The organism is Caballeronia sp. S22 (assembly GCF_964261745.1).
In the GTDB taxonomy this organism is placed as follows: Bacteria; Pseudomonadota; Gammaproteobacteria; order Burkholderiales; family Burkholderiaceae; genus Caballeronia; species Caballeronia jiangsuensis.
This window is the reverse complement of record NZ_OZ180036.1, coordinates 213,754-236,922: the sequence shown is the minus strand read 5'-3', so window position 1 is coordinate 236,922 and position 23,169 is coordinate 213,754. Positions and strand designations below refer to the sequence as shown.

Annotated in this window: 21 protein-coding genes; 7 read left to right on the top strand and 14 right to left on the bottom strand. The window is 64.3% G+C overall.

Features of this window, described 5'->3' with window-relative positions:
• Window positions 1–112 precede the first annotated feature (112 nt).
• A complete protein-coding gene (gene dinB, locus ACEN42_RS16200) occupies window positions 113–1,297 on the bottom strand; it encodes a DNA polymerase IV (RefSeq protein ID WP_371881822.1) in 1,185 nt (394 codons plus the stop codon).
• Window positions 1,298–1,463: 166 nt separating this feature from the next.
• Window positions 1,464–1,829, bottom strand: a complete 366-nt coding sequence (locus ACEN42_RS16195; RefSeq protein ID WP_035510125.1) for a hypothetical protein — start codon at window positions 1,827–1,829, stop codon at window positions 1,464–1,466.
• Window positions 1,830–2,123: 294 nt separating this feature from the next.
• Here ACEN42_RS16195 and ACEN42_RS16190 point away from each other — a divergent pair, with 294 nt between their 5' ends.
• Complete coding sequence (locus ACEN42_RS16190) at window positions 2,124–2,318, top strand: DUF3563 family protein (RefSeq protein WP_238218154.1); 195 nt, start codon at window positions 2,124–2,126, stop codon at window positions 2,316–2,318.
• A gap of 24 nt (window positions 2,319–2,342) precedes the next feature.
• Here ACEN42_RS16190 and ACEN42_RS16185 read toward each other — a convergent pair whose 3' ends face one another.
• Both ACEN42_RS16185 and ACEN42_RS16180 read right to left on the bottom strand, forming a co-directional pair.
• Window positions 2,343–3,026 (bottom strand): response regulator transcription factor, encoded by a 684-nt coding sequence (locus ACEN42_RS16185; protein WP_035510151.1) that lies wholly within the window; start codon window positions 3,024–3,026, stop codon window positions 2,343–2,345.
• A gap of 165 nt (window positions 3,027–3,191) precedes the next feature.
• The gene (locus ACEN42_RS16180; RefSeq protein WP_238218155.1) at window positions 3,192–4,541 is read right to left on the bottom strand and encodes an ATP-binding protein; all 1,350 of its coding nucleotides are present in this window, start codon (window positions 4,539–4,541) and stop codon (window positions 3,192–3,194) included.
• 468 nt (window positions 4,542–5,009) lie between these two features.
• Between ACEN42_RS16180 and ACEN42_RS16175 the strand changes: the two genes are divergently transcribed.
• Window positions 5,010–6,539: an MDR family MFS transporter gene (locus ACEN42_RS16175; protein WP_371881821.1), complete on the top strand. Its 1,530-nt coding sequence runs from the start codon at window positions 5,010–5,012 to the stop codon at window positions 6,537–6,539.
• Between the two features lie 10 nt (window positions 6,540–6,549).
• On the top strand, window positions 6,550–7,302 hold the full coding sequence (locus ACEN42_RS16170; protein ID WP_371881820.1) for an AAA family ATPase: 753 nt from the start codon (window positions 6,550–6,552) through the stop codon (window positions 7,300–7,302).
• Window positions 7,303–7,308: 6 nt separating this feature from the next.
• Here ACEN42_RS16170 and ACEN42_RS16165 read toward each other — a convergent pair whose 3' ends face one another.
• The 3 genes from ACEN42_RS16165 to ACEN42_RS16155 form a co-directional block, all read right to left on the bottom strand.
• Complete coding sequence (locus tag ACEN42_RS16165; protein WP_035510112.1) at window positions 7,309–7,530, bottom strand: hypothetical protein; 222 nt, start codon at window positions 7,528–7,530, stop codon at window positions 7,309–7,311.
• Between the two features lie 124 nt (window positions 7,531–7,654).
• On the bottom strand, window positions 7,655–7,882 hold the full coding sequence (locus ACEN42_RS16160) for a hypothetical protein (protein WP_035510109.1): 228 nt from the start codon (window positions 7,880–7,882) through the stop codon (window positions 7,655–7,657).
• 179 nt (window positions 7,883–8,061) lie between these two features.
• A complete protein-coding gene (locus ACEN42_RS16155; protein ID WP_371881819.1) occupies window positions 8,062–9,870 on the bottom strand; it encodes an alkaline phosphatase in 1,809 nt (602 codons plus the stop codon).
• Window positions 9,871–10,187: 317 nt separating this feature from the next.
• On the opposite strand from ACEN42_RS16155, the gene ACEN42_RS16150 reads away from it, so the two are divergent.
• Window positions 10,188–12,137, top strand: a complete 1,950-nt coding sequence (locus ACEN42_RS16150; RefSeq protein ID WP_371881818.1) for a PAS domain S-box protein — start codon at window positions 10,188–10,190, stop codon at window positions 12,135–12,137.
• A 191-nt stretch (window positions 12,138–12,328) separates the two neighbouring features.
• Window positions 12,329–12,913, top strand: a complete 585-nt coding sequence (locus ACEN42_RS16145; RefSeq protein ID WP_371881817.1) for a hypothetical protein — start codon at window positions 12,329–12,331, stop codon at window positions 12,911–12,913.
• 84 nt (window positions 12,914–12,997) lie between these two features.
• Here the strand turns inward: ACEN42_RS16145 and ACEN42_RS16140 are convergent, their stop codons facing one another.
• Both ACEN42_RS16140 and ACEN42_RS16135 read right to left on the bottom strand, forming a co-directional pair.
• On the bottom strand, window positions 12,998–14,128 hold the full coding sequence (locus ACEN42_RS16140; RefSeq protein WP_371881816.1) for an FUSC family protein: 1,131 nt from the start codon (window positions 14,126–14,128) through the stop codon (window positions 12,998–13,000).
• Between the two features lie 35 nt (window positions 14,129–14,163).
• Window positions 14,164–15,102 carry a LysR family transcriptional regulator gene (locus tag ACEN42_RS16135; RefSeq protein ID WP_371881815.1) on the bottom strand — a complete coding sequence of 313 codons (939 nt, stop codon included), beginning with the start codon at window positions 15,100–15,102 and terminating at the stop codon, window positions 14,164–14,166.
• Window positions 15,103–15,217: 115 nt separating this feature from the next.
• Between ACEN42_RS16135 and ACEN42_RS16130 the strand changes: the two genes are divergently transcribed.
• Both ACEN42_RS16130 and ACEN42_RS16125 read left to right on the top strand, forming a co-directional pair.
• Window positions 15,218–15,652, top strand: a complete 435-nt coding sequence (locus tag ACEN42_RS16130; RefSeq protein ID WP_371881814.1) for a VOC family protein — start codon at window positions 15,218–15,220, stop codon at window positions 15,650–15,652.
• A gap of 115 nt (window positions 15,653–15,767) precedes the next feature.
• Window positions 15,768–17,330 carry a serine hydrolase gene (locus tag ACEN42_RS16125; protein ID WP_371881813.1) on the top strand — a complete coding sequence of 521 codons (1,563 nt, stop codon included), beginning with the start codon at window positions 15,768–15,770 and terminating at the stop codon, window positions 17,328–17,330.
• A gap of 66 nt (window positions 17,331–17,396) precedes the next feature.
• Here the strand turns inward: ACEN42_RS16125 and ACEN42_RS16120 are convergent, their stop codons facing one another.
• The 5 genes from ACEN42_RS16120 to phnL all read right to left on the bottom strand — a co-directional run bounded on the left by ACEN42_RS16120 (window position 17,397) and on the right by phnL (window position 23,162).
• Entirely contained in the window at window positions 17,397–17,675 is a 279-nt protein-coding gene (locus ACEN42_RS16120) for a hypothetical protein (RefSeq protein WP_238218163.1), read from the bottom strand.
• A gap of 161 nt (window positions 17,676–17,836) precedes the next feature.
• Window positions 17,837–19,375: a methyl-accepting chemotaxis protein gene (locus ACEN42_RS16115; protein WP_371881812.1), complete on the bottom strand. Its 1,539-nt coding sequence runs from the start codon at window positions 19,373–19,375 to the stop codon at window positions 17,837–17,839.
• Between the two features lie 252 nt (window positions 19,376–19,627).
• Window positions 19,628–20,992 (bottom strand): MFS transporter, encoded by a 1,365-nt coding sequence (locus tag ACEN42_RS16110; RefSeq protein WP_371881811.1) that lies wholly within the window; start codon window positions 20,990–20,992, stop codon window positions 19,628–19,630.
• A gap of 275 nt (window positions 20,993–21,267) precedes the next feature.
• Complete coding sequence (locus tag ACEN42_RS16105) at window positions 21,268–22,401, bottom strand: alpha-D-ribose 1-methylphosphonate 5-triphosphate diphosphatase (protein ID WP_238294086.1); 1,134 nt, start codon at window positions 22,399–22,401, stop codon at window positions 21,268–21,270.
• Window positions 22,395–23,162: a phosphonate C-P lyase system protein PhnL gene (gene phnL / locus ACEN42_RS16100; RefSeq protein ID WP_371881810.1), complete on the bottom strand. Its 768-nt coding sequence runs from the start codon at window positions 23,160–23,162 to the stop codon at window positions 22,395–22,397. The genes ACEN42_RS16105 and phnL overlap by 7 nt, the downstream gene beginning before the upstream one ends.
• Between the last annotated feature and the right edge of the window lie 7 nt (window positions 23,163–23,169).

Below are 23,169 nucleotides of genomic sequence, written 5' to 3'. Positions count from 1 at the left end.
GGAAGCTATCAATCTAACGCGCGGCGATTCAGCCGGCAACGAAGGATGCGAGCTTTCGTTATGCGCCGGTGCGATAAAGCCTTGTCGGAAGCGATACGACACGCCGATCTGCTCAGTCGCTGCCGGCGTCGAACGGCAATTCGACCTGCACCGGCTCGACGAAACCGCTTTCATCGCGCCCGGCGAGCGCACTGACGCGCACGCCGAGCAGCCTGATCCGGCGATCGAGCACGATGCGCTTCAGGCACTCGGTCGCGGCGCGGCGGATTTCGACGGGATCGGCGGTCGCGACGGGCACGGTCAGATCGCGCGTCACGGTGCGGAAATCGTCGAAGCGCAGCTTGATGCAAACCGTGCGCCCGACATAGCCTTTGCGCTGCAAGTCTTCGGCGACCCGCGTGCACAGACCCGTGAATTCCGCCGAGAGCGTCGCGCGATCCTGCTTCGGATGGAAGTCGCGCTCGAACGTGGTCTCGCGGCTCATCGACTTGGGCGTCGAGCTCACGACCACGGGCCGCTCGTCCTGGCCCTGCGCGATGCGCGCGAGCCACGCGGCATATGTGCCGCCGAAGTGCGTTTGCAGGAATCCGGGATCGGCGGCGGCGATATCGCCCACCGTCACGATGCCGAGCGACGCGAGCTTTTCGCTCGCCTTCGGGCCGATGCCGTTCACCTTGCGCGCGGCGAGCGGCCAGATGCGCGTCGGCAGGTCGTCCATGGTGAGGATGGTGAGGCCGTCCGGCTTGTCGAGCTCGGAGCCGATCTTCGCGAGCAGCTTGTTCGGCGCGATGCAGATGGAGCACGTAAGGCCGGTCGCGTCGTGCACGGCGTCCTTCATCCGCTGGCCGATATCGGCCGGCTCACCGGGAAGATCGCTGACGTCGATATAAATCTCGTCGATGCCGCGATTCTCGATCTGCGTTGTAAATGTCGCGACGGCCGCCTTGAACAGGCGCGAGTAATGGCGATAGGACTCGAAATCGGTCGGCAGGAGGATCGCGTCGGGCGCGAGCTGGGCGGCCTTCATCATGCCCATCGCGGAAAAGACGCCGAACTTGCGCGCCTCGTAAGTGGACGTGGTCACGACGCCGCGCCCCGCGTAGTCGCGCAGACGCCTGAATCGGCGCGAGCCGTCGGCAAGCGTTTCCGGCGTGGCGCTGCGGCCGCCGCCGACCACGACCGGCATGCCGCGCAGTTCCGGATAGCGCAGGAGTTCGACCGATGCGAAGAACGCATCCATGTCTAGATGCGCGATGCGGCGCGGTGCGGGTGCGTTTGCGGGAAACGGCGTGTCCATTGCGGCGATCAGAGTGTCGCCGCGCGACGAGACGCGCTCAAAGCGAAATCGACAGGAACGAACGCACCGAACATGCTGAGGCAGTGCCGCCAGGCAATAAAAATGGCTTACTGTACATCCATACAGTAATTCGCGCTAGAGCCTGCCAGTGCGCACGATTGCCGGCTCATTCCGGCGTGCGCTTTTCTGCCAGTGCGCGGCGGCAATCGTCGAACACCTGCCGCACGACATCCGATTGATAGTTGAGGTCTTCACTGTCGAGAATTTCCTCGACGGCTTCGCGCGCCCAGTCCGCTTCGAGCATCGCGCAATGCTGCGTGGCGATCTCGCGTGCGATGGCGGCGAGCTTCGCGACCGTGAGCCAGTCGGCGAGCCGCTGATGCCGGTCGAGCCATTTGTGCGCGGCCTGCACGTGAAACGAGGCGGCCGGCCAGTCGCCGTTCAGGTAATACGCGCCGAGACTGCCGCACGTGAGCCAGCAGAGCAACTCGACGCGGTCGCGGGCACTGAGGATACGAGACACATCGTTCATGGCGGCCTTCACGAGAGACGATCGACGAACGCGAATCACGCACGGCGTTTCGCATGGAAACCCGCACGTCACCCCTATAAAAGCACGATAGCACGGGATGGTGCGGCGCGGCAGTGCCTGCCCGCAGTGCGATCCGATTCACGGTGCGTTGGCGAACGCTTCGTCATGCGAAGAGCGGATTCGCGCATGAGAAGACGCTCGACCGAGCTCTCATTCCTTTCTAATTCGCGGGGCATAACCTGCTTTCCGTCGGCCCCACTCTTACCGGCCTTCTTTCAACGACCGGAGCACATCATGTTTGAACGTCTTTCGCAGTCCATCGACACCCTCTTCTCCATCCGCACGACGGACGATCTCCGCGACGCCTATCTCGCGTCGTCGAATGATCTCGCCGATCTCGAACGCCGCATGCGCCAGGTCGAAACGCAGGATCACGACTACAGCATGTACTTCTGCGGCGCGCTCGGGCGACACCACGATCAGCCATGAGCCGCGCCGCTCATGCAACGTGCGCTACTTGGCTTCCTCACGGCCCGCCTGCCCGAGCATCACGGTCCAGCCGAGGCCGCGCACGTTGCGGATCACGCCCGCGCCGAACTTCTTGCGCACCGAATGGATCAGCACGTCGACCGCGTTGCTCTCCACTTCCTTGCCCCAGCCGTAAAGGCGGTCTTCCAGTTGATCGCGCGAGAAGATCGTGCCGGGGCGTTCGAGCAGCGCGTGCATCAGCGCGAATTCACGCGCGGAGAGCACGCCCGAGGTCTCGCCGCAAGTGAGCGTGCGCTGATCGAGATTGAGGCAGATGGAATCGTCGCCAAGGCGCGAGACCGCGTAGCCCGCCTTGCGCCGCAGCACCGCGCGGATGCGCGCGAGCAGTTCGGGCATGTTGAAGGGCTTGAGCAGATAGTCGTCGGCGCCGAGGTCGAGGCCCTGAACGCGTGTGTCGACATCGTCGCGCGCGGTGAGGATCAGCACCGGCGTCGCATTGCCGGCCGTGCGCGCCTGCCGCAGCAACTCGATGCCCGTCATGCCCGGCAGGCCGAGATCGAGCAGCACCACGGTGTATTCGGCGGCGTCGAGCGCCTCGCGGCCCGCGTTGCCGTCGCGGACCCAGTCGACGGCGTAGTCCGCGTCCTTGAGCGCACGCATGAGGCTCGTGCCGATCTGCACGTCGTCTTCGATCAGGAGAATTCGCATGTTCCACCTCGCGGGTCGCGAGAATGGCGCGCGCCACGCGCCCGGAATGCGGCCGAAGGATATGAAACGCACGACCGGTCTTTTCGATTCTTTTCCGATCGATGACGATCACTTCGCGCCACGCAGCGAATGCATTGTAATCGGCGCAAAAGCGCGCGCAAATCCTTATGTGTTTAATGCCGGTAACGCGGCGTTTTCGGTGACTTCCTCGACGGGAAAGCCGATCGAAGCGACGATGCCCGAGTGCCCGTCGGCGCGGTTTCTGAGCGTGACGTCGCCGCCGTAGCGCGCGGCGATCGCCTTCACGATGGACAAGCCGAGGCCGCTGCCCTCCACGTCCGGGTTCGCACGGAAGAAGCGGTCGAACACGCGCGGCAGCAGTGCTTCGTCGATGCCCGGGCCGTTGTCGACCACATCGATCCACACCATGTCGCCGTCGCGCCGCATGCGCAGGTCGATGGTGCCGCCGTCCGGCGTATAGCGCACCGCGTTCGACACGAGATTCTTCACCGCCATGCCGATGTCCGTCTCCACCGCGCGCACGTGCGCATTCACCATTTCCTCCGCGCCGATGTCCATGCCGCGCGCGATGGCGATCGGCAGCACGTCGGCGACGGCGTCGGTCACCACTTCCGACAGCTCCACGCGTGCAAGCGGCGCGCCGTTCACGGGCGCATCGGCGCGCGCGAGCCGCAACAGTTGCGCGATGAGCTTGCCGCTGCGCGCGATGCCCTTGCGCAGTTCCTGAAAGCGCTCCTGATTGCCGGCGACGATATGCGGCGCGAGATTGTCGGCCTGAAGCTGAAGCGCGGTGAGCGGCGTGCGCAGTTCGTGCGCGGCGTCGGCGATGAACTTGCGCTCCTTTTCGATCGATGTCGCGAGGCGCTCGATCATCGTGTTGATCGAATGGATGAAAGGCTCGATCTCCGTGGGCACGCCGACCGTCGGCAGCGGTTGCAGATGACCCATGTCGATGGCCTGCACCTCCGCGCCGAGCTCGTTCAGCTGACGCAGCGAGCGCCGCACGACGAGCGCGACCGCGATCCACACGAGCGGCAGCAGGACGGCGATCGGCCAGAGCGTTTGCGTCGCCGCTTCCTGCGTGATCTCGCGGCGCACGGACGAACGTTGGGCGACCTGAATCGTCATGGTCGGCTCCTGGCGCGTGAAGATGCGCCAGTGCTCGTCGTTGACGTCGACGCCGGAAAAGCCCGGCTGCGCGTCACGCGGAAAATGCAGCGACGGGTCGGTGGTGCGGAACGGCACGTCCTCGCCGGGCTTCCACACGACGGCGACCACGTCGCGCTCGTCCTGCGTTCCGCGTGAAGGATTCTTCGGCAGGCTTTCGGCGAGTCCCTCGCGCAGACGGGCCGCCACCTGTTCGAGCCGCATGTCGAGCAGCGCGCTCATGCCGGTCTGACTCAACTGATACGAACTCACGCCCTGCACGACGCCGATCACGCTCACGAGCAGCCCGAGCGCGACGACGAGTTGATTCTTCAGTGATTTGATCATTCGGGTCCGCCGCTTCGGAAAGGAACGGGGCGATTCAACAGTCCGTTCGATTTTAGGCGACATTGCCGGAGATTTCGGTCTGAAAGACGACATGTGCGTGACCGTTGCGTCTTGAGCGCGCGGAAGAAAAAAGGCGTCGGTCCGATGACGGCCGACGCCAGGGGCTGAGGAGAGTCGAGAAACGTGGAGCGGGCCGCGAAGTGCCGGGGAAGCGTGCCGCCCGTCCACGTAAAGAAGCGTAGGCGCGAAGAATTAGCGTTGAATGAGCGCGCCGCGCGCTTCGTCGAGCAACGATTCCCGTGGCGGGATAACATTGCATCCGGCGCTTATTCATCGGCGACATTGCTTCGGCTGCAAGGATTCCGCAAGCCTGAGCGTCGCCGCCGCATCTCCATCTTTCGAGCATGGCCCGCTTGCGCGCATCGTTCTTCGATCCGCGCGGCGCGCGATATGCCATTCCATCACCGCATGTCACAGACCAGAAAAACCGTTCGTCCCCTCGTCATTGCAGCGGTCATGGCCTCGATGGCCATGGTCGCGATCGAAGCCACCATCGTCTCGACTGCGATGCCGCAAATCGCGACGCAGCTCGGCGGCCTCAATCTCTATAGCTGGGTGTTCTCGTCGTTCCTGCTCACGCAGACGGCGCTCACGGTGGTGTTCGGCAAGCTCGCGGACCTGTACGGCCGCAAGCCGGCGATCCTCGCGGGCATCGCGATCTTTCTGATCGGCTCGGTGCTCGCGGGTTTCGCCTGGTCGATGCCCGCGATGATCGTGTTCCGGCTGATCCAGGGCGTCGGCGCGGGGGCGATCCTGCCGGTCGCGCTGACGGTGGTCGGCGATCTCTATCCGGCGCGTGAGCGCGGCAAGGTGCAGGGCTATCTCGCGAGCGTCTGGGCCGTGTCCGCCGTGCTCGGCCCGATGGTCGGCGGCCTTCTGATCCGCCAGTTCTCGTGGGCGTGGATTTTCTGGATCAACGTGCCGATCGGCATTCTGGCCGCCCTGCTCTTCATCCTGTTCCTTCACGAGGAAAAGCGCCACGGCCGCCCGGCGATCGACTTCGCGGGCGCGTTCTTCTTCACCACGGCCGTCGCCGCGCTGATGATGACGCTCACCGACGCCGGCCACGCGGGCAATGCACGCGTGGCCACCGAGATCGCCGTGCTGGTGCTCGCCAGCGTGTGCTTCGTGGTTCAGGAGCGCCGCGCCGCCGATCCGATGATCTCGTTCGGCCTGTGGTCGCATCGGCCGATCGCGGCGAGCAACGTCGCGACCCTGCTCGCCGGCATGGCGATGATGGGCCTCACCACGTTCCTGCCGATGTACGTGCAGGGCGTGATGCATCGCACGCCGGTGGAAGCGGGCCTCGCGCTCACGATGATGATGATTGGCTGGCCGAGCGGCGCGACCTTTACGTCGCGCTCGTTCAGCCGCATCGGGTTGCGGCGTCTCCTGATGATCGGCCCGGTGTTCATTCCGCTCGGCGCGCTGCCGTTCGTGCTGCTCGGTCCGCAATCGAGCCCGGTCTGGGCGGGCGTCGGCTCGGCGGTGCTGGGCTTCGGCATGGGCATCACGAGCGTGTCGTGTCTCATCCTGATTCAGGAAATCGTGCAGCCGCACGAACGCGGCAGCGCGACCGCATCGAACCTGTTCTCGCGCAATCTCGGCAACACGCTCGGCGCGGCCGTGTTCGGCGCGGTGCAGAACTACGGCCTCGTCCATACGGACGGACTGCCGCCCGTGCACGCGGATCAGTTGAAGCAACTGCTTTCGTCCGTGCCCGGCGACTTCGCGGCCAACAACGAGATCCGTCTCGTGCTGCATCACTCGCTGCATCTGACCTTCACGGCGATGTTCGTGATCGCGCTCGGCACCGTCGTCGCGATGCTGTTCATGCCGAAGATCGAGATCGGACGCGCGAAGGAAACGGTCGAGAAAGTCGGCGCGGACGGCGCGTCGAATGCCGCGAAAAACGCCGCGAATCAGGCCTTCCACTAAACGCGCGGCGATGCTCTCGACCCAGTTCATCAGCCGTATCACGCTGCTGCGCGACAAGGCGCCTTCGTTCGACGCCTATCCGTTTTCGCTGCCCGCCGTGCGCGCGCTCGACACTTTGGAGCCGCATCGGAAGGTCACGTTTCTCGTCGGCGAAAACGGCTCGGGCAAATCGACGCTCCTGGAGGCGATCGCTGTCTCGATGGGCTTCAATCCCGAGGGCGGCACGAAGAACTTTCGCTTCGGCACGCGCGTGTCGCATTCGCCGCTGCATGAATACCTGCGCATCGCTAAGGGATTCAAGCGGCCGCGCGACGGCTTCTTTCTGCGCGCGGAAAGCTTCTTCAACGTAGCGACGGAAATCGAACAGCTCGACGACGAACCCGGCTTCGGCCCGCCGATCATCTCGTCATACGGCGGCAAGTCGCTGCACGAGCAATCGCACGGCGAGTCGTTTCTCACGCTGTTGATGGAGCGCTTCGGCGGACAAGGGCTTTATCTGCTCGACGAACCCGAGGCCGCGCTGTCGCCGCAACGCCAGCTTGCCGCGCTCGCGCGCATCCACGATCTCGTCAACGACGATTCGCAATTCATCATCGCCACGCATTCGCCGATCCTCATGGCTTACCCCGACGCGTGGATCTATCAGTTCACCGCGAACGGCATCGAGCGCGTCGCCTATGAAGACACCGAGCACTTCAAGGTGACGCGCGCGTTTCTCGCGAATCCCGACCGCATGTTGCGCACGCTGCTCGGCGAGCGCTGAGCCTCTTCAATCCTGCGATTGAAGCAGCGGGCTTTCGTGCTTCACCGTCGCGACGCTCGCGCTGGCGGGCTGGCTATCGCTTGCCAGCGTTTCCGTATCGGCGAGATAGCGCGACAACAGCGCGTTGTCGTCCATGTAGTACGTCATGGGGCCGTGGCCGCGCGCGAGCGCATAGCATCCGGCGATCAGCGCCGCAACGAGGACGATGCCGATGAGTCTTCCTGTCATGGTAGTGCTCCTGAGGGTTTCCAAGATTCACTTCATGGGCCCATTCGCACTGCCTGCCACAGGCTCGACCCACGAGCGCGTCCCGCCGGCGTGACCGGCAGAACGCGAAGTCATGCAACCGCACTCAGTCCTGCGCTTGCATGAGGGGGGTGTCCTGCTTCGATTTATCGACGCTCGCATCGTTGCTTTGCTGCGCGTCCTGCGCGATGGTCTGCATGTTCATGCCTTGCTGCGACATGGGCGCGCCATCCATCGGCGAGTAGTACGGCGCGGGGCCATAGCCGCTCGCCATTGCATAGGAAGCGCCCGCGAGCGCCGCGACGAAGATGATGCCTTTGAGATTGCCGGTCATGATAGTGCTCCTGAGGGTTTCACATGGTCACTTCAATCGGCCTCATTGCACTGCCTGCCAGCAAACGACCTTCTGAAATGTCCACGCAGTCTACGTGCGCGGACAGGCGTTGAAATCCCCTCAAAAGCAAGGATAGGAATGGATGGATCGATGCCTTATGTATGGAGCGCGTTGCGTATTCAGATGTTGTCCTCGACGGCGACGGATACCGCACCCGCATTGATCGTCAGTCGCGTGCGCTTTTGCAGCGGACTTTGCGGCGCGGTGCCGTCGGCGTTGAGAAACTTCACCTTGTTGAAGATCGCGATGAATTGCGTAGGCGTGACCGTCGCGGATGCATAGCCGATGCCATCGTGATCCGCGTACAGCATGTCCGGATTGTTCTGGCGGATGAAGCTGTCGAACAGCGCCGAAGAACTGATCAGCGAAGCGAGCGGCATGCCCGCCGAATACGTCTTCACGTCCTCGAAGAAGGGCTGGCTGCTGATGCCCGCCGACATCAGATCGATCATCACCGGCGTGCCCTTCGCGGGATCGGGCACATCGCGCACGATGCCCGCCTGGAACGCGTGCAGATCGCCCGTGATCGCGACGAGGTTCGTGATGTTCTGAGCCTTCACGAACGACATCAGGTCCGCCTTGTGCGACGGATAGCCGTCCCACGCATCGCAGTCGAGCACGAACACGACGTTGTCGGGCACCGGCGCAATCGACGTGAGATCGAGCCACAGGCGGTTCATCATCACTTCGTTGCCCCACACTTTCCATATCGACGTGGAGGCCTTCAGCGTGTCCTTCCACCATTGCGTCTGCGCGGGACCGAAGATCGACGGCACGCGTCCGAGCCGCTGCGTATCGGCTGCCTCGAACTGCGCGAGCACTGGCTGCGGCACGAAATAGCGCGAGCCGACGAGATCGTTGCCGTTGACCGGATCGTGCCCGAGCGCCTGCGCGATCGCCGCTTCGCTGACGACGTGATCGTCGCGATAAAGCCGCTCGTCGGTCATCACGAGATGCATCAGCGAGCCGAAGTGGAAGTCGCGATAGATGCGGATGTTGTCGTAGGCCGCGTTGTTGAGATCGAACGACACGTCGCCCCAGTCGACGGGCAGATACTCCGCCCACGCCTGATTCGCATTGCGGCGGCGCGCGGTCTGCTGGAGGTTCGCGTTCGTGTAGGTCTGGTGATCCTGCCAGCAGTCGTCGGAGAACTCGTGATCGTCCCAGATCGCGATGACCGGAAAACGCGCATGCACGTTCTGCAGACGCGCGTCGCCCCGATACGTGCGATACAGCGTGCGATAGTCGTCGAGCGTATTCGCGTAGGTGCCGCCGCTCGGCAGCGTGATCGCCGGATGCACGGGCTCCACGGTGCCCGGTTGCGAGGCAAAGCCCGCCTCGTAGATGTAATCGCCGAGATGCACGACGAAGTCGAGATCGGTTTCCGCGGCCAGGAGCGACATCGCCTGCCAGTGATTCGCGCTCCAGTTCTGGCACACGAACCATGCGAAGCGCAGTTGCGAGATCGCTTCGTTCGCGGCAGGCGCGGTGCGCGTCGTGCCGGTCACGCTGACGTCGCTGCCCGCGACGAAACGGTAGTAGTACGTCGTCTTCGCGGCGAGGCCGGTGACCTTGGTTCGCACCGTGAAGTCGTAATCCGGCACGGCGCTCAAGGGCACGCTGGCGACGAGCTGCGCGAAGTTCTGCTGCGCGGACACTTGCAGCGTCAGCGCGACGGGCGACGGCGATGTCGCCGCGTTACTCCCGTTCGCGACGCAACGGGTCCAGAATACCGCCGAGACGTCACGCGGATCGCCGCTCGCGACGCCTTGCGGGAACGCGAATGCGCCGGCCGGCGGCGGCGTGGAACCGCCGCTTCCGGGATTGCCGCCGTCGTCGTGATCGCCCGAATGGCAGGCCGCGAGCGTGCCGGTGGCGGCCGCGACGGTATAGAACGTGGACAGCGAGAGGAAGCGGCGACGGTCCATGAGAGCCTCCGTTTGCAGACGTCGATGCGGTGCACGACAGACGGGAGTTCGCTGGATGCGTCGAGCGGGCAATCCGACGGATGAGCGAGGCTCTCTTTCGGATATGAAATGATTAAAGCTATAAACCACGCCGCGCACTGTCAAGGGACGTTTCCGTGACGGCGCCGCTGGCGACCGCTTGTTACAAAGGTATCGGTACGCGACGCCATCAGCGGGTAAACTGTGTGGACGGCTTTGTCCAGCAGACGTCCACCCTCGTGCGTCAGCCAGGCCGAACCGCGATCTATCACTTCACCGCTGCGCTGACGACCCTAACCATGACCAGATCGAGATCAGCCGTCCCGGAGCTCGGCGTCGCAGGCCCGGCTTCGATCGAGCACGCGCTGAGCGACTCGCAGTATCACGCGCTCGTCGATGCGATCGAAGACTGCGCGATTTTCATGCTCGACTTGAGCGGCCGCATCACGAGCTGGAACAAGGGCGCGCGCAAGATCAAGGGTTATGAGGCGCAAGAGATCATCGGCCAGCATCTGTCGCGTTTCTATCCGGCGGAAGCGGTGGCGCGCGGCTGGCCCGATTACGAGCTGAAGCAGGCGTACGCGACCGGCCGCTTCGAGGATGAAGGCTGGCGCGTGCGCAAGGACGGCACGCTGTTCTGGGCGAACGTGGTCATTACTGCGGCGCGCAATACGAAGGGCGAGATCATCGGTTACGCAAAGTGCACGCGCGATCTCACTGCGAAGCGTGCCGAGGAGGATAAGCTGCGTCTGTCGGAAGAGCGCTTTCGCCTGCTCGTGGAAAGCGTGAGCGACTATGCGATCTTCATGCTCGATCCGGGCGGCCATATCGCGAGCTGGAACACGGGCGCGATGCGCATCAAGGGCTATCAGCCGTCGGAGATTCTCGGCAAGCACTTCTCGACGTTCTATTGCCCCGAGGATCTCGCGGCCAACGTTCCCGAGATCGAACTGCAGACCGCGATTCGCACGGGACGCGTGGAAAACGAAGGCTGGCGCGTGCGCAAGGACGGCTCGCTCTTCTGGGCGAACGTGATCATCACGGCGGTGTACGACGAGCATCGCGTGCTGCGCGGCTTCGCGAAGGTCACGCGCGACATGAGCGAGCGCAAGCGCCTCGAACAGCTCGAAGTGTCGTCGCGGCGCATCAGCGAGTTCCTTGCGACGCTCGCGCACGAGTTGCGCAATCCGCTCGCGCCGGTGCGCAATGCCATCGGCGTGATGCAGATGGAAGCGGACATGCCGCAGCGCGTCGCTGCGTGCCGCGACATCATCGACAGGCAGACATCGCATCTCGGCCGGCTCGTCGACGATCTGCTCGACATGGGCCGCATCACCACGGGCAAGATCGATCTGCGCATGGCGCGCGTGGATGTGAGCGATATCGTCGCGCGCAGCATCGAGCTCGTGCATCCGTTCACCGACGAGCGCGCGCAGCGCGTGGTCACGAAGCTGCCGCAGACGCCGGTGCATGTCGTGGGCGACAGCACGCGGCTCGTGCAGGTGGTGCAGAACCTGTTGAACAACGCGTCGAAGTTCTCGCCGCGAGCGAGCACGATCATCGTTGAAATCGAATGCGAGACGAGCGCGCTCTTGCTGAAGGTGATCGACAAGGGGCGCGGCATTTCGCAGAAGGGGCTCACGTCCATCTTCGATCTCTTCGTGCAGGAAGATCACTATCTGAATCCCGGCGAGGCGGGGCTCGGTATCGGGCTTACGCTGTGCCGGTCTATCGTCGAGATGCATGGCGGCTCGATCAGCGCGTCGAGCGGCGGGCCGAATCAGGGCAGCACGTTCACGGTGCGCCTGCCCTACGCTTCCGACGACGATGCGCCGCGGCCGCATCGCGTGCTCGCGCAGAATGCGACGCAGGCCGTGGGCGATGGTTTGCGCATCGTGGTCATCGACGACAACCGCGATTCGGCCGACAGCCTCGCGATGCTGCTGCAGATGAAGGGGCATGACGTGCGCATCGCGTATCACGGCAAGGAAGGGATCGATGTCGTCCGGCATTTTCCGCCGGAGCTGATTCTGCTCGATCTGGCGTTACCGGATATGGATGGGTATGCGGTGCTGCGGACGTTGCGCTCGCAACGGCTCGTCGGGGGTGCGACGGTGGTCGCGATGACGGGGTTCGGGCAGGAGGGCGACAAGGAGCGCTCGGCGCAGGCGGGGTTCGATGCGCATCTGGTGAAGCCGGTGGATTTCGAGGTGCTGGATCGGTTGCTGGAGAAGGTGGCGGAACGTTGAGGGGCGGCACCTGCTCGCACGCCGCTTGAATCCAGGAAGCGTCAACTTTGCGCAATTTCGCCGACAAAAAGTAACGTCTTCCTGTTTCGGCCCGCCTTTAAATCAGATACGTTAGTTATCCAGATCAATATGGCGGAGTTGAGATACGTGACATTAACAAAGCACAACGAAACATGTCGCCGAGGCAGATCATGATGCGCCGAATTGCGGTTGTCGGTGACAAGCTCAGTAACGACGGGGAAATTTGCGATTACAAGGGGATGATGTTCACGTTGGGCGCTGGGCATGAGCCAAGTCTCATGAGAATACTAAACGCTAAATCAGCCAGTCTCTTTCTTGCTCTTTTGCTGTTTTCGGGCAGCGCGATAAGTTGCCAGGTTCTGGAATTCATGGAAAGCAGGATTCCCCTCAATTCGGTAAAAATCCCAAATTCAGACCGGGTGAAAATCGCCGAGATGGTAATCGAGGCCCGTAAATGGCCGGACACACAAATTCGAGGCGTCGTGCAACCTGCGGCATACGTTCACGAGAGAAATCCGGAAGAACTTGTGAAAAAACGAGGAGAGAATCTCAAAACCTATCTGTCTCAGCTTGGCATACGAGAAGAGAATTTCTGGATCGAGCCGCACGTTCTAAGTGAAGAGGAAGCTCACGATTCGAGCGGGAATCTGGACATTCATCAGCTTGGAGTAACTCTGTATCCGATATGCGAAGGCGGTTGCGATCGACTCTGCAACGATCCTCGCGTCAAGCCGGTTATCAAGGCGATCAGATAGTCGAGGTCAAGTTCCAAGGTGGGCATCTCGGCAATCAGCTGATAGAAAGTGACTGCTGCCCCGTATAGGGACAACGCCTACCCCTCACTCCCTCACCACTCGCAACGGAAAGATAACCCTCGACGCAACCAGCCCCAACGCCCCGCCAAGAAGCGTCTCCCACGCCCGCGCCGTCAGCAGTTCCACCGAATGCACGCCACTCGCGGCCATCGTCACGATGAGCACGAAAGCGAACGCCCCGCACGCGATGTCATACCGCTCCGGCAACGCCATCGCATAGACGATCATCGCGAACGCGGACAACGCCCACACCACGAGCGGCCAGTGCTCCGCGAGCGGCAGACACACGATCCCGATCGGCACCCCGACGAGCGTCCCGTAGATGCGCCGCCGCACGCGCTCCGCCGTCCCGACCGCCGATGTCGCGACGACATACACGCAAGCCGTGATCGCCCATGCCGATTCCGCCAGCCCGAACGCGCGATTCAGCACCACGACGACGAGCGCGCCGCACGCCGCCTGCAAGCCCATCGCGGTTGCGGGCGATATCACGTGACGCCCGTAAGCCGGCTCGGACGCGAGCGCCGGCAGCAAGGCCGGATGCTCCGCCGGCCCGCTCAATACGCGCGGCACGATGGCAGCGAGCATCCCGATCAGCAGCGCGATCAGGATCGCCGATGAATCGCCGGGTCTGAGATCCATCCCGTAGGCGAGAAGCTGCCCGATATAAAGCTGCGAGCCGATGCCCGCGCCCGCGAGCCCGAAACGCTTCAGATAGCCCGCGAAGAATGCGCCCGTCACGAGAATCAGCTCGGCGCCGCCGCGCCCGAACTCGCGAAACGTCGAACCGAACAGGGCAAAGGTCAGCGCGCCGAACGCAGCGGCGATGCACAGAACGGCCAGATCGCGGCTCGACTCGAAGCGCGTCGTGCGCGCCTCCGACACGCTCGCCCACAGCGCAAAGCCGCCCGCGAGCGCGCCGACGGACACGCCCGGCGGCACGCTCTGCGTCACGTCCTGCAACGCGCCGAGCGACGCCGCGAGCCCGTACGCGGTCACGAGCCGCAAGCCCTTGATGCGCCGATGCGTGCCCGGATCGACGCGATCGAGCCACGCGAGCGCCGCCTGCCCGCGACGCGCGCCCGATTGCGCGAACGTCAGCGCCGTATCCGCGAGGCGGGTTCTCGTGTCGCCGATATTTCGCTCGTCATCCATGGGAGCCACCGAAGGAAACGCGTCTGCAACGCATTCTAGGCGATGCCGCGCGCCGGGTTGCGCCCGCGTGCGCGTTTGACGGGCGTCTTCGCCCCGCCCTGCTCCGCCGCCTCGACGATGCAGCCGGCAAGCCGCGCCGCCGCATCCGGTTCGTCCGCACGCACGCGCCGCGCGCGTTCGACCAGACCGATCTCGCGATGGAACGTGGCATCGCCGAGATCGAGCGCGACCGCGCCGCGCGGCCATGCGCCGGTGCCATCGGACACCGGCACGAGCGCCACGCCCAGGCCCCGCGCCACCAGTTGCGCGATGCCCGGCAGTTCATCGACTTCGATCGAGTCGCGCACCGCGATGCGGCGCTTCGTCAGAAACGTGTCCACTTGCCGGCCGCCGAAGGAACGCCGGTCGTATCGGATGAACGGCTCCGACTCGATCAGCTCGCGCCAGTGAGCGCCCTTCTTCGCGGCGGGCGCGAGCAGCACGAACGGCTCCGCGACGAGCGCGCGCCATCGCAGTTCCGCCGGCAGCGAGAACGGCGGGCGGATGATGACGGCCATGTCCATCTCGCCCGCATCGACGCTCGCCAGCAGATTGAGCGACACGCCCGGCACGAGCCGGATGCGCCACGCGGGCAACATGCGCCGGAACGCGCCGATCGCGTCAGGCAGCAGCGCCCCATGAGCCGACGCGATCGCGCCCACCGAAAGCGAGCCGCCGCGCCCGTCCTCGCCTTCCGGTTCGGCGAGACGCGCGTACAGCGCGATGAGTTCGTCGGCGAGTTCGAGCGTGCGCCGGCCCGCCTTGTTGAGCGTCGCGGAACGGCCGGTGCGGTCGAACAGCGTGACGCCGAGATGCGCTTCGAGGCGCTGCATCTGCGCGCTCACGGCCGATTGCGTGAGGCCGATATGCGCGCCCGCGCCCGCAAACGTGCCGTGGCGCGCCACCGCGATGAAAGTCTGAAGTTCGCGCAGCATGTCGATTCATCGAAAATAATGGGGCTGACTCCCGCAATATATCGTTTTTCAACACATTTATTTGTCAATACACTGAGATCTCGTTCCCCACACGTCGATCAAAGGATTCACCGCCATGAGCACGACCCAGCACGCCATGCCGCCGTTCCACCTCGCGTTCCCCGTTCACAGTCTCGCCGCCGCGCGCGAGTTCTATGGCGAATTGCTCGGCTGCCCGGAAGGCCGCAGCTCCGACGCCTGGGTCGATTTCGATTTCTTTGGGCATCAGATCGTCGCGCATCTCGCGCCCGAGGAAGCCGGGCATCGTTCGACGAGCGCGGTCGATGGCGACGCCGTGCCGGTGCGCCACTTCGGCGTCGTGCTGTCGATTCCGCAATGGGAAGAACTCGCCGACAAGCTGCGCGCCGCGGGCACGCGCTTCATCATCGAGCCGCATGTGCGCTTCAAGGGCGAAGTCGGCGAGCAGGCGACGATGTTCTTCCTCGATCCGTCGGGCAATGCCGTCGAGATCAAGGCGTTCGCCGACATGTCGTCGCTGTTCGCAAAGTAAGGCGGCGAGCACGACGAGTCTCTCCCTTTCCTTCATACGACACGCGCCTGACGGATAGTTTCCAATATAGAATCCGCTCTGCGCGCGCCGTGCGCGACATCGGGGAGACGCGAGTATGAGACCTTCAGAGGGACGCCGCCGCTTTCTGGGCGCGGCACTGTGCAGCACGATCGCCGCGTGCGGCGGCGGTTCGGATTCCGATGACGCCAACGCCTCGCCTTCGAACGGCACGCAAACCGGCCCCGTGCCGGACGCGCAAGTCAACGCAGCCCTCTCCCAGCTCGACACGCTCGCCAACGACCTGCTGAGCAAAACCGGCGTGCCCGGCATGGCCGTCGCCGTCGTGCGCGGCACGCAGACCGTCTATGCAAAAGGCTTCGGCACACGGCTCGTCGGTTCGGGACAAGCCGTCGATGCCGATACCGTGTTTCAGCTCGCGTCGATGTCGAAGCCGGTGGGCGCTTCGGTCGTCGCGCATCAGGTCGGCGCGGGCGGCATCGCGTGGAATACGCCGGTGCGCGCGCATCTGCCGTGGTTCACGCTGTCGAAGGACGACGTGAGCGCGGCGGTGACCATCGGCGATCTTTACTCGCATCAGTCCGGCTTGCCCGACCACGCAGGCGACAAGCTCGAAGACATGGGCTACTCGCAAACGGAAGTTCTGCAGCGGCTGCGCTTTCTGCCCTTGCATCCGTTTCGTCATTCGTACTTCTACACGAACTTCGGGCTTACGGCGGCGGCGGAGTCCGTGGCGGCGGCCGCGGGCATCGACTGGGCGACGCTCTCCGAAAACATGCTCTACAAGCCGCTCGGCATGACGAGCACGAGCTCGCGTTATGCGGACTTCATCGCGCGCGCGAACCGCGCGACCGGGCACGTCAGGCGCGGCAATCAGTGGGTGCAGGGACTGGGGACGATGCCCGACGCGCAATCGCCCGCGGGCGGCGTGAGCGCGTCGGTCAACGACATGGCGAAGTGGCTCGCGATGATGCTCGGCACCGGCGTCTTCAACGGCAATCGCGTCGTCGATGCAACCGCGCTCACCGCCGCGATCACCGCGCAAGTGCAAAGCTCGCCGCCCGGCAACGGCAGTCCCGCGGGCTATTACGGCTACGGATTCAACGTCGGGCAGACGAGTGCGGGGCGCGCGTCGTACGGTCATTCCGGCGCGTTCAGCGCGGGCGGCGCGACGAGCTTCATGGTCGTGCCGTCGACGAATCTCGCGATCGTCGCGCTAACGAACGCTTTTCCGATCGGCGTGCCGGAAGCGCTCGGTCAGCAATTCTTCGATATCGTGCAATACGGCTCGATCCAGCGTGACTGGTTCGCGCTCTACAACGAAGCGCTCGCGCCGCTTTCGGCGCCGAGCGGCTCGCTCGTCGGTGCTACGCCGCCCGCGTCGCCGCTGCCCGCGCGTGCGATGTCCACGTATCTCGGCACGTACAAGAACGATTACTTCGGGCCGATTCAGGTCGTCGATCAGGGCGGCGCGCTCGCGATTCTCATCGGCCCGCGTCCGATGACCCTGCCGCTCTCGCACTGGGACGGCGATGTTTTCACGTTCACGCTCGTCAACGAGAACGCGAATCCCGGCACGATCTCGAAGGTATCGTTCCTGAGCGATCGCGTGACGCTGGAGTATTACGACGAGGACGGTCTCGGCACCTTCGTGCGTTGAGCAAGCGCCTCAAGCGAACGGGACGCCACGCGGCGTCCCGTTCCTCATGTCATCGCGCGTCGGCCGTTACTTGCCCGAGCCGCTCGCGCTGACCGGCGCGCCCGGACCGCTCGGCGTCGCGGTGCCGCCCGGATCGGTGGACGGGCCCGCGCTCGTCGCGCTCTTTTGCATCTTCTTCGAATGCGAGGTCTTGTGCGACTTCGACTGCGCGTGCTGCGTCGTCGTTTGCGCGTTGTCGCCGGCCTGCAGGCCCGTGTTCGAGCTCGGCGGATTGTCCTGCGCGAAAGCGGAAGCACAGACGAGAGCAATAGCGCCAGCGGCGGTGGAAAGGGCGAAACGTTTCATGTCGGACACTCCTGTTTGCGGTTTGCAAAATGCGATGCTTGCGGCTTGATCTGCCTGCTGGCCGCGGCGCTCGCGCCGCGGCCGGTTCGCACCATACGGGTCAGCACGCGACATGCCACGGTCTGACGATTCGCAAACGGTGTGTCCTCGATGAAAGGCGTTCAGGTTCTGAACACCGAGACCGCGTTCTTCAGTTCCTCGGCCTGAACGGCGAGCGCGGCGGCGGCGGCCGTCGCCTGCTCGACGAGCGCCGCGTTCTGCTGCGTGACGGCGTCCATCTGTGTGATCGCGACTCCGACTTGCTCGATGCCCTGCGTCTGCTGCGACGACGCCGACGAGATCTCGCTCATGATGTCGTTCACGCGCGTGACGGACGTGAGAATCCGCTTCATCGTATCGCCGGATTGCTGCGCGAGATCCTGCCCCGCCGTGACGTTCGTCACCGATTCGTCGATGAGCGTCTTCACGTCCTTTGCCGCCGCCGCGCAACGTTGCGCAAGCGCCCGCACTTCCGATGCGACCACCGCGAAGCCGCGCCCATGCTCGCCCGCGCGCGCCGCTTCGACGGCCGCGTTCAACGCGAGAATGTTGGTCTGAAACGCGATGCCTTCGATCACGCCGATGATGTCGACGATCTTCTCCGAGCTGCCCGCGATCTTGTCCATCGTCGCGACGACGCCGAGCACGACACCGCTGCCGCTTTCGACCGTCGATGACGCGCTCGCCGCAAGCTCGCTCGCCTGCCCCGCGTTGTCGGAATTCAGGCGCACGGTCGACGTGAGTTCTTCCATGCTCGATGCAGTTTCCGCGAGCGACGCCGCCTGCTCTTCCGTACGCGACGACAGATCGTGATGGCCGTCGGCGATTTCGCGCGACGCCGCCGTGATGCCGTCCGCGACGAGCTTGATCTGCGCGATCGTCTGCGTGAGGCGCGACTGCATCGTGTGCATCGAATGCATGAGGCTCGAATCGTCGCCCGGCTTAACCTGCACGGCCTGCGCGAGATCGCCCGCCGCGATGCGCTGGCAGACGATCGACACGTCGCGCGGATCGCCGCCGATGCTCTTCAGCACGCCGCGGATGATGAGCGTCATCGCCAACGTCAGCGCCGCGCCGATCACGCCGATGAGCAGCAGCGACTTGAGCACGATCGCGTGAAAGGCCGCGTCGATATCGTCGATATACGCGCCCGTGTAGACGTGCCAGTCCCATTCGCGCACGTAGTCGCCGTAGGTGAGCTTTTGCAGCGGCTCGGTCTCGCCGGGCTTCGGATAGAGATAGGTCGTGATATGCGAGCCGTCGAGACCGTGCTTCACGATTTCGCCGGTGAAATGCTTGCCGGTGGCATCGACGAAATCGTTGATCTTGTTTTCCGTATCCGGGCGCACGGGGTTCAGCACCTGGAACATCTTCGAATCGAGGATGCCGAGATAACCGCTCGTGCCGTAGCGGATCGCGCGCACGCTGGCGATCGCCAGCTTCTTCGCGTCTTCCTCCGGCAACGCGCCGCTTTGCGCCTGCTTGACATAGAACCTGACCACGCTCGTCGCCGATTGAACTTGTTCGGCGAGCGCGTTTTCACGGTTGCGCATCAGTGAGTGTTTCGTGGAGATCGCGTTGAGCGCGCACAGAAGAATCAGACTGAGCCATACGAAGCCCACGGTGCTCATGAGCTTGGTCTTGAAGGAAAGTTTTTTCACGATCTGGTTGAAGGAGCCGATGGAAGCGCCGGGGCAGGCGCTCGCTTTGCGGCTTGCGATCGCGGGCGGTTTTACGTTTGCATGCGAGAGCGCAACGTGGCCCTGCAATCGAAAGCCGTATGCAAATTAACGGCAAGCGGATTGCGTTCTTGAGGGGTACGGGCAGCGTCGCAATGCGCCCGCACAAAAGAAAACGCCCCGCGTGACCGAAGTCACGCGGGGCGCCCACGACCTACACGGTGCTGCATCGAGTCAATGCCCGACCGGCTCCGTCGACTTGAGATCGCTCGCCATCGCCGTCTGCGGATGCGCGGCCTGCTTGATCAGCAGCGCAACCGCCGACACCAGCCCCGCCACCGCGATCGTCGCGAAGATGGCGCCGAAGCTGAAGTGCAGGCGCGCCAGTTCGGCGACGAGGAACGATCCCGCGATGCCGCCGAAGCGCCCGATGCCCAGCATCCACGCGACGCCCGTGCCGCGTCCTTGCGTCGGGTAGAACGCAGCGGCCAGCGCGGGCATCGACGATTGCGCGGTGTTCATCAGCACGCCCGCGAGGAACACGACGAGCACGAGCATGCCGACGTTGCCCACCGCCTGACCGATCAGATACACGCTCACGGCGGTCAGCGCATAGCACGCCGCGATGATGCGGTTCGCGTTGAACTTGTCCATCAGCACGCCGCACAACACCGCGCCGACGCCGCCGAGCGGGAACAGCGCGGAGATGAGCGTCGCTTTCTGCGGCGTCAGTCCGGATTCCTTGAGCAGGATCGGCATCCAGTTGATCGACGCATAGAAGATCACGAGGCCCATGAAGTAAGCGAGCCACAGCATGACCGAGCCGACGATGTACGAGCGCGACAGCACCACGCTCATGCCGCTCTGCCCGGCGGCGGCGGGCGCGGCTTCGGTCATGAAGAACGAGCCCGCCTGCGCGGCGTCCGACGAGATGCGCGCGAGCGTCGCGCGAATCTTCTCGACGGGCTTCGCCTTCGCCACCATATAGCGCACCGATTCCGGCAGCGTCGCGATGAGCAGCACCGACAGCACGAGCGGCGCGACGCCGCCGAGCATCAGCACGCTGCGCCAGCCGAAATGCGGAATCATCCACGCGGCGAGAAAACCGCCGAAAGCCGCGCCGAGCGGAAAGCCGCAGAACATCAGGTTGATGAGCGTCGCGCGGCGGTTGTCGGGGCAGAACTCGCCCATCATCGTGACGGCGTTCGGCATGGCGGCGCCGAGCCCCAGGCCGGTGACGAAGCGCAGCGCCGTCAGTTGCGTGATGTCGGCGGAAAACGACGACGCGAGACACGCGACGCCGAACAGCAGCACCGACGAAAGCAGCATCACGCGGCGGCCGAGCTTGTCCGACAGCGGCCCGGAAAGCAGCGCGCCCGCGGCGAGCCCGAAGAGCGCCGCGCTCAGGACAGGCGCGAGCGCCGGCCGGCTGATCTGCCATTCGGTGACGAGCGAAGGCGCAATGAAGCCGATCGCGGCGGTATCGAAACCATCCAGAAGGACGATCACGAAGCACATCCCGAAGATGAGCCACTGAAACGGCGAGAACGGATGATCGTTGATGAACGTCTGTACGTTCACGGAAGGACTTCTACTCACTTCATTCCCTTTTCAATGATGGGCGCGCGCCTGGAAAGGTCGCATCCCGGAATTGAAACCGCTTCCCGCAAGCGTTTTTATCGTTGTGATGCGGGCCGCGGCCACCGGTCAATCGCGCGGAATCGGTGCAAAAAGTTCGTTAGACGAACACCGATTCACATAGCGAACTCGCGTGTGACAATACTGAACAAGCTTGCGCTTCGTCAACGCGGGCTTACCCGCGTATGACGAAGCGCTGACGTGTGGCTGTCGGGAAGGAAATGAAGCGCCGCGCGTCAGGCCACGCGGCGTCCGGCGCGATAAGTCTCGCGCGGCACCTGCACGCCGTCCACCGACGCGACGCGCACGAGGTCCGCGCGCAGGCCCGTCGCGATGGCGCCGCGATCGGTCAGACCGGCCGCATGCGCCGGCGTCCACGACACCGTCGCGACCGCGCGCGGCAGCGACCAGCCCGCCTTGCTCACGAGATCGAACACGGCGATCAGCAGACTCGACGGCACGTAATCCGACGACAGAATGTCGAGCAGCCCTTCGCGCGCCAGATCGAGCGCCGACACATTGCCCGAATGCGAACCCCCGCGCACGACGTTCGGCGCGCCCATGATCGTCGCGATGCCGTGCTCGCGCGCGGCGCGGGCCGCGTCGAATGTCGTCGGAAATTCGGCGAGCGCGATGCCGTCGCGCGCCGCTTCCTCGACGTGCTCGACGAGCGTGTCGTCGTGACTCGCGAGCGAGATGTTCAAGCCCTTGCAACGCTCGACGATATCCGCGCGATGCTTCGCCGCATAACGTGCCTGCTGTTCGGCCAGCTCGGCGAGAATATTGTTCGTGTGCTCGTCGCTCCACTTGCCGTGACGCTCCTGATACTTGCGCCACTTCTCGTGGTCCCGCCATTGCCGCTGCCCCGGCGTGTGATCCATCACCGACGCGAGCCTGAAAAGCGGATGAGACGACAGCGAATCGAACACTTCGACGACATCCGTCGTGCCCACTTCGCAGCGCAGATGCAGGAAGTGTTCGGCGCGCAGGAGATCGCGCTCGACGAACTTGCCGATCGACTTCGCGCATTGCACCTGAAGCTCCCGGCCGCGCACGCCCTCTTCCGGACGCGAACCGACGCCGAGCGCATCGAACACGGTCGTGATCCCGGCGCACGCCACCTGCGCGTCATGGATGATGATCGCCGCTTCGTGGTTCCACAGCACGCCCGGACGCGGCGTGAGATGCTTTTCGATGTTGTCCGTGTGCAGCTCGACGAAACCCGGCAGCAGATAATCGCCTTCCCAGTCCACGGCTTCGCGCGCCGCCGTATTGCCCGGCGCGATCTCCGCGATGTGTCCGTCCGCGACACGCACGGTGCCCATGAACTCCTCGTCGCGCGTCACGATGCGCGCATTCTTGATCAGCATGTCTGCAACACTCCGGAATCGGTTTGAACGGATGCGCCATTGACGCTCGCGAGCCGCACAATGCGGGTCGCGACGCGCTCGCGCGTGTCCTCGTCATGAAAGATGCCGACGATCGCCGCGCCTTGCTCGCGCGCCTCGACGATCAGATCGGCGACCACGTCGCGGTTCTCGGCATCGAGCGACGCGGTGGGTTCATCGAGCAATAGAAGCGGATGCGCCGCGATCAGCCCGCGCGCGATATTCACGCGCTGCTGCTCGCCGCCCGAGAAGGTCGCGGGCGCGAGCGCCCACAGACGTCGCGGCACGTTGAGGCGTTCGAGCAATGCGCTTGCGCGAGCGTGGGCTTCGTCTTCGTCCACGCCGCGCGACACGAGCGGCTCCGCGACGAGATCGAGCGACGAAACGCGCGGGATCGCGCGCAGGAACTGGCTCACGTAGCCCATCGTCGTATTGCGCAAGCGGATGATCTCGTGCGGCGCGGCTTCGGTCAGCACGATATGGCGGGCTGCGCGGCTATCGTCACGAATCGCGATGGTGCCGCGCGTCGCGAGATAGTTGCCGTACATGCAGCGCAGGAACGTGCTCTTGCCCGCGCCGGATGCGCCCGCGAGCACGACACATTCGCCGCGTTCGACATCGAGCGAGACGCCCGACAGCGCGGCGATACGCACGCCGCCCTGCTGATGCAGCGTGAAGGTCTTTTCGATGCCGCGCGCCTGGAGCATCAGTTTGTCGTTCGTGACAAAGGCATTCATGGTCATGTCTCGC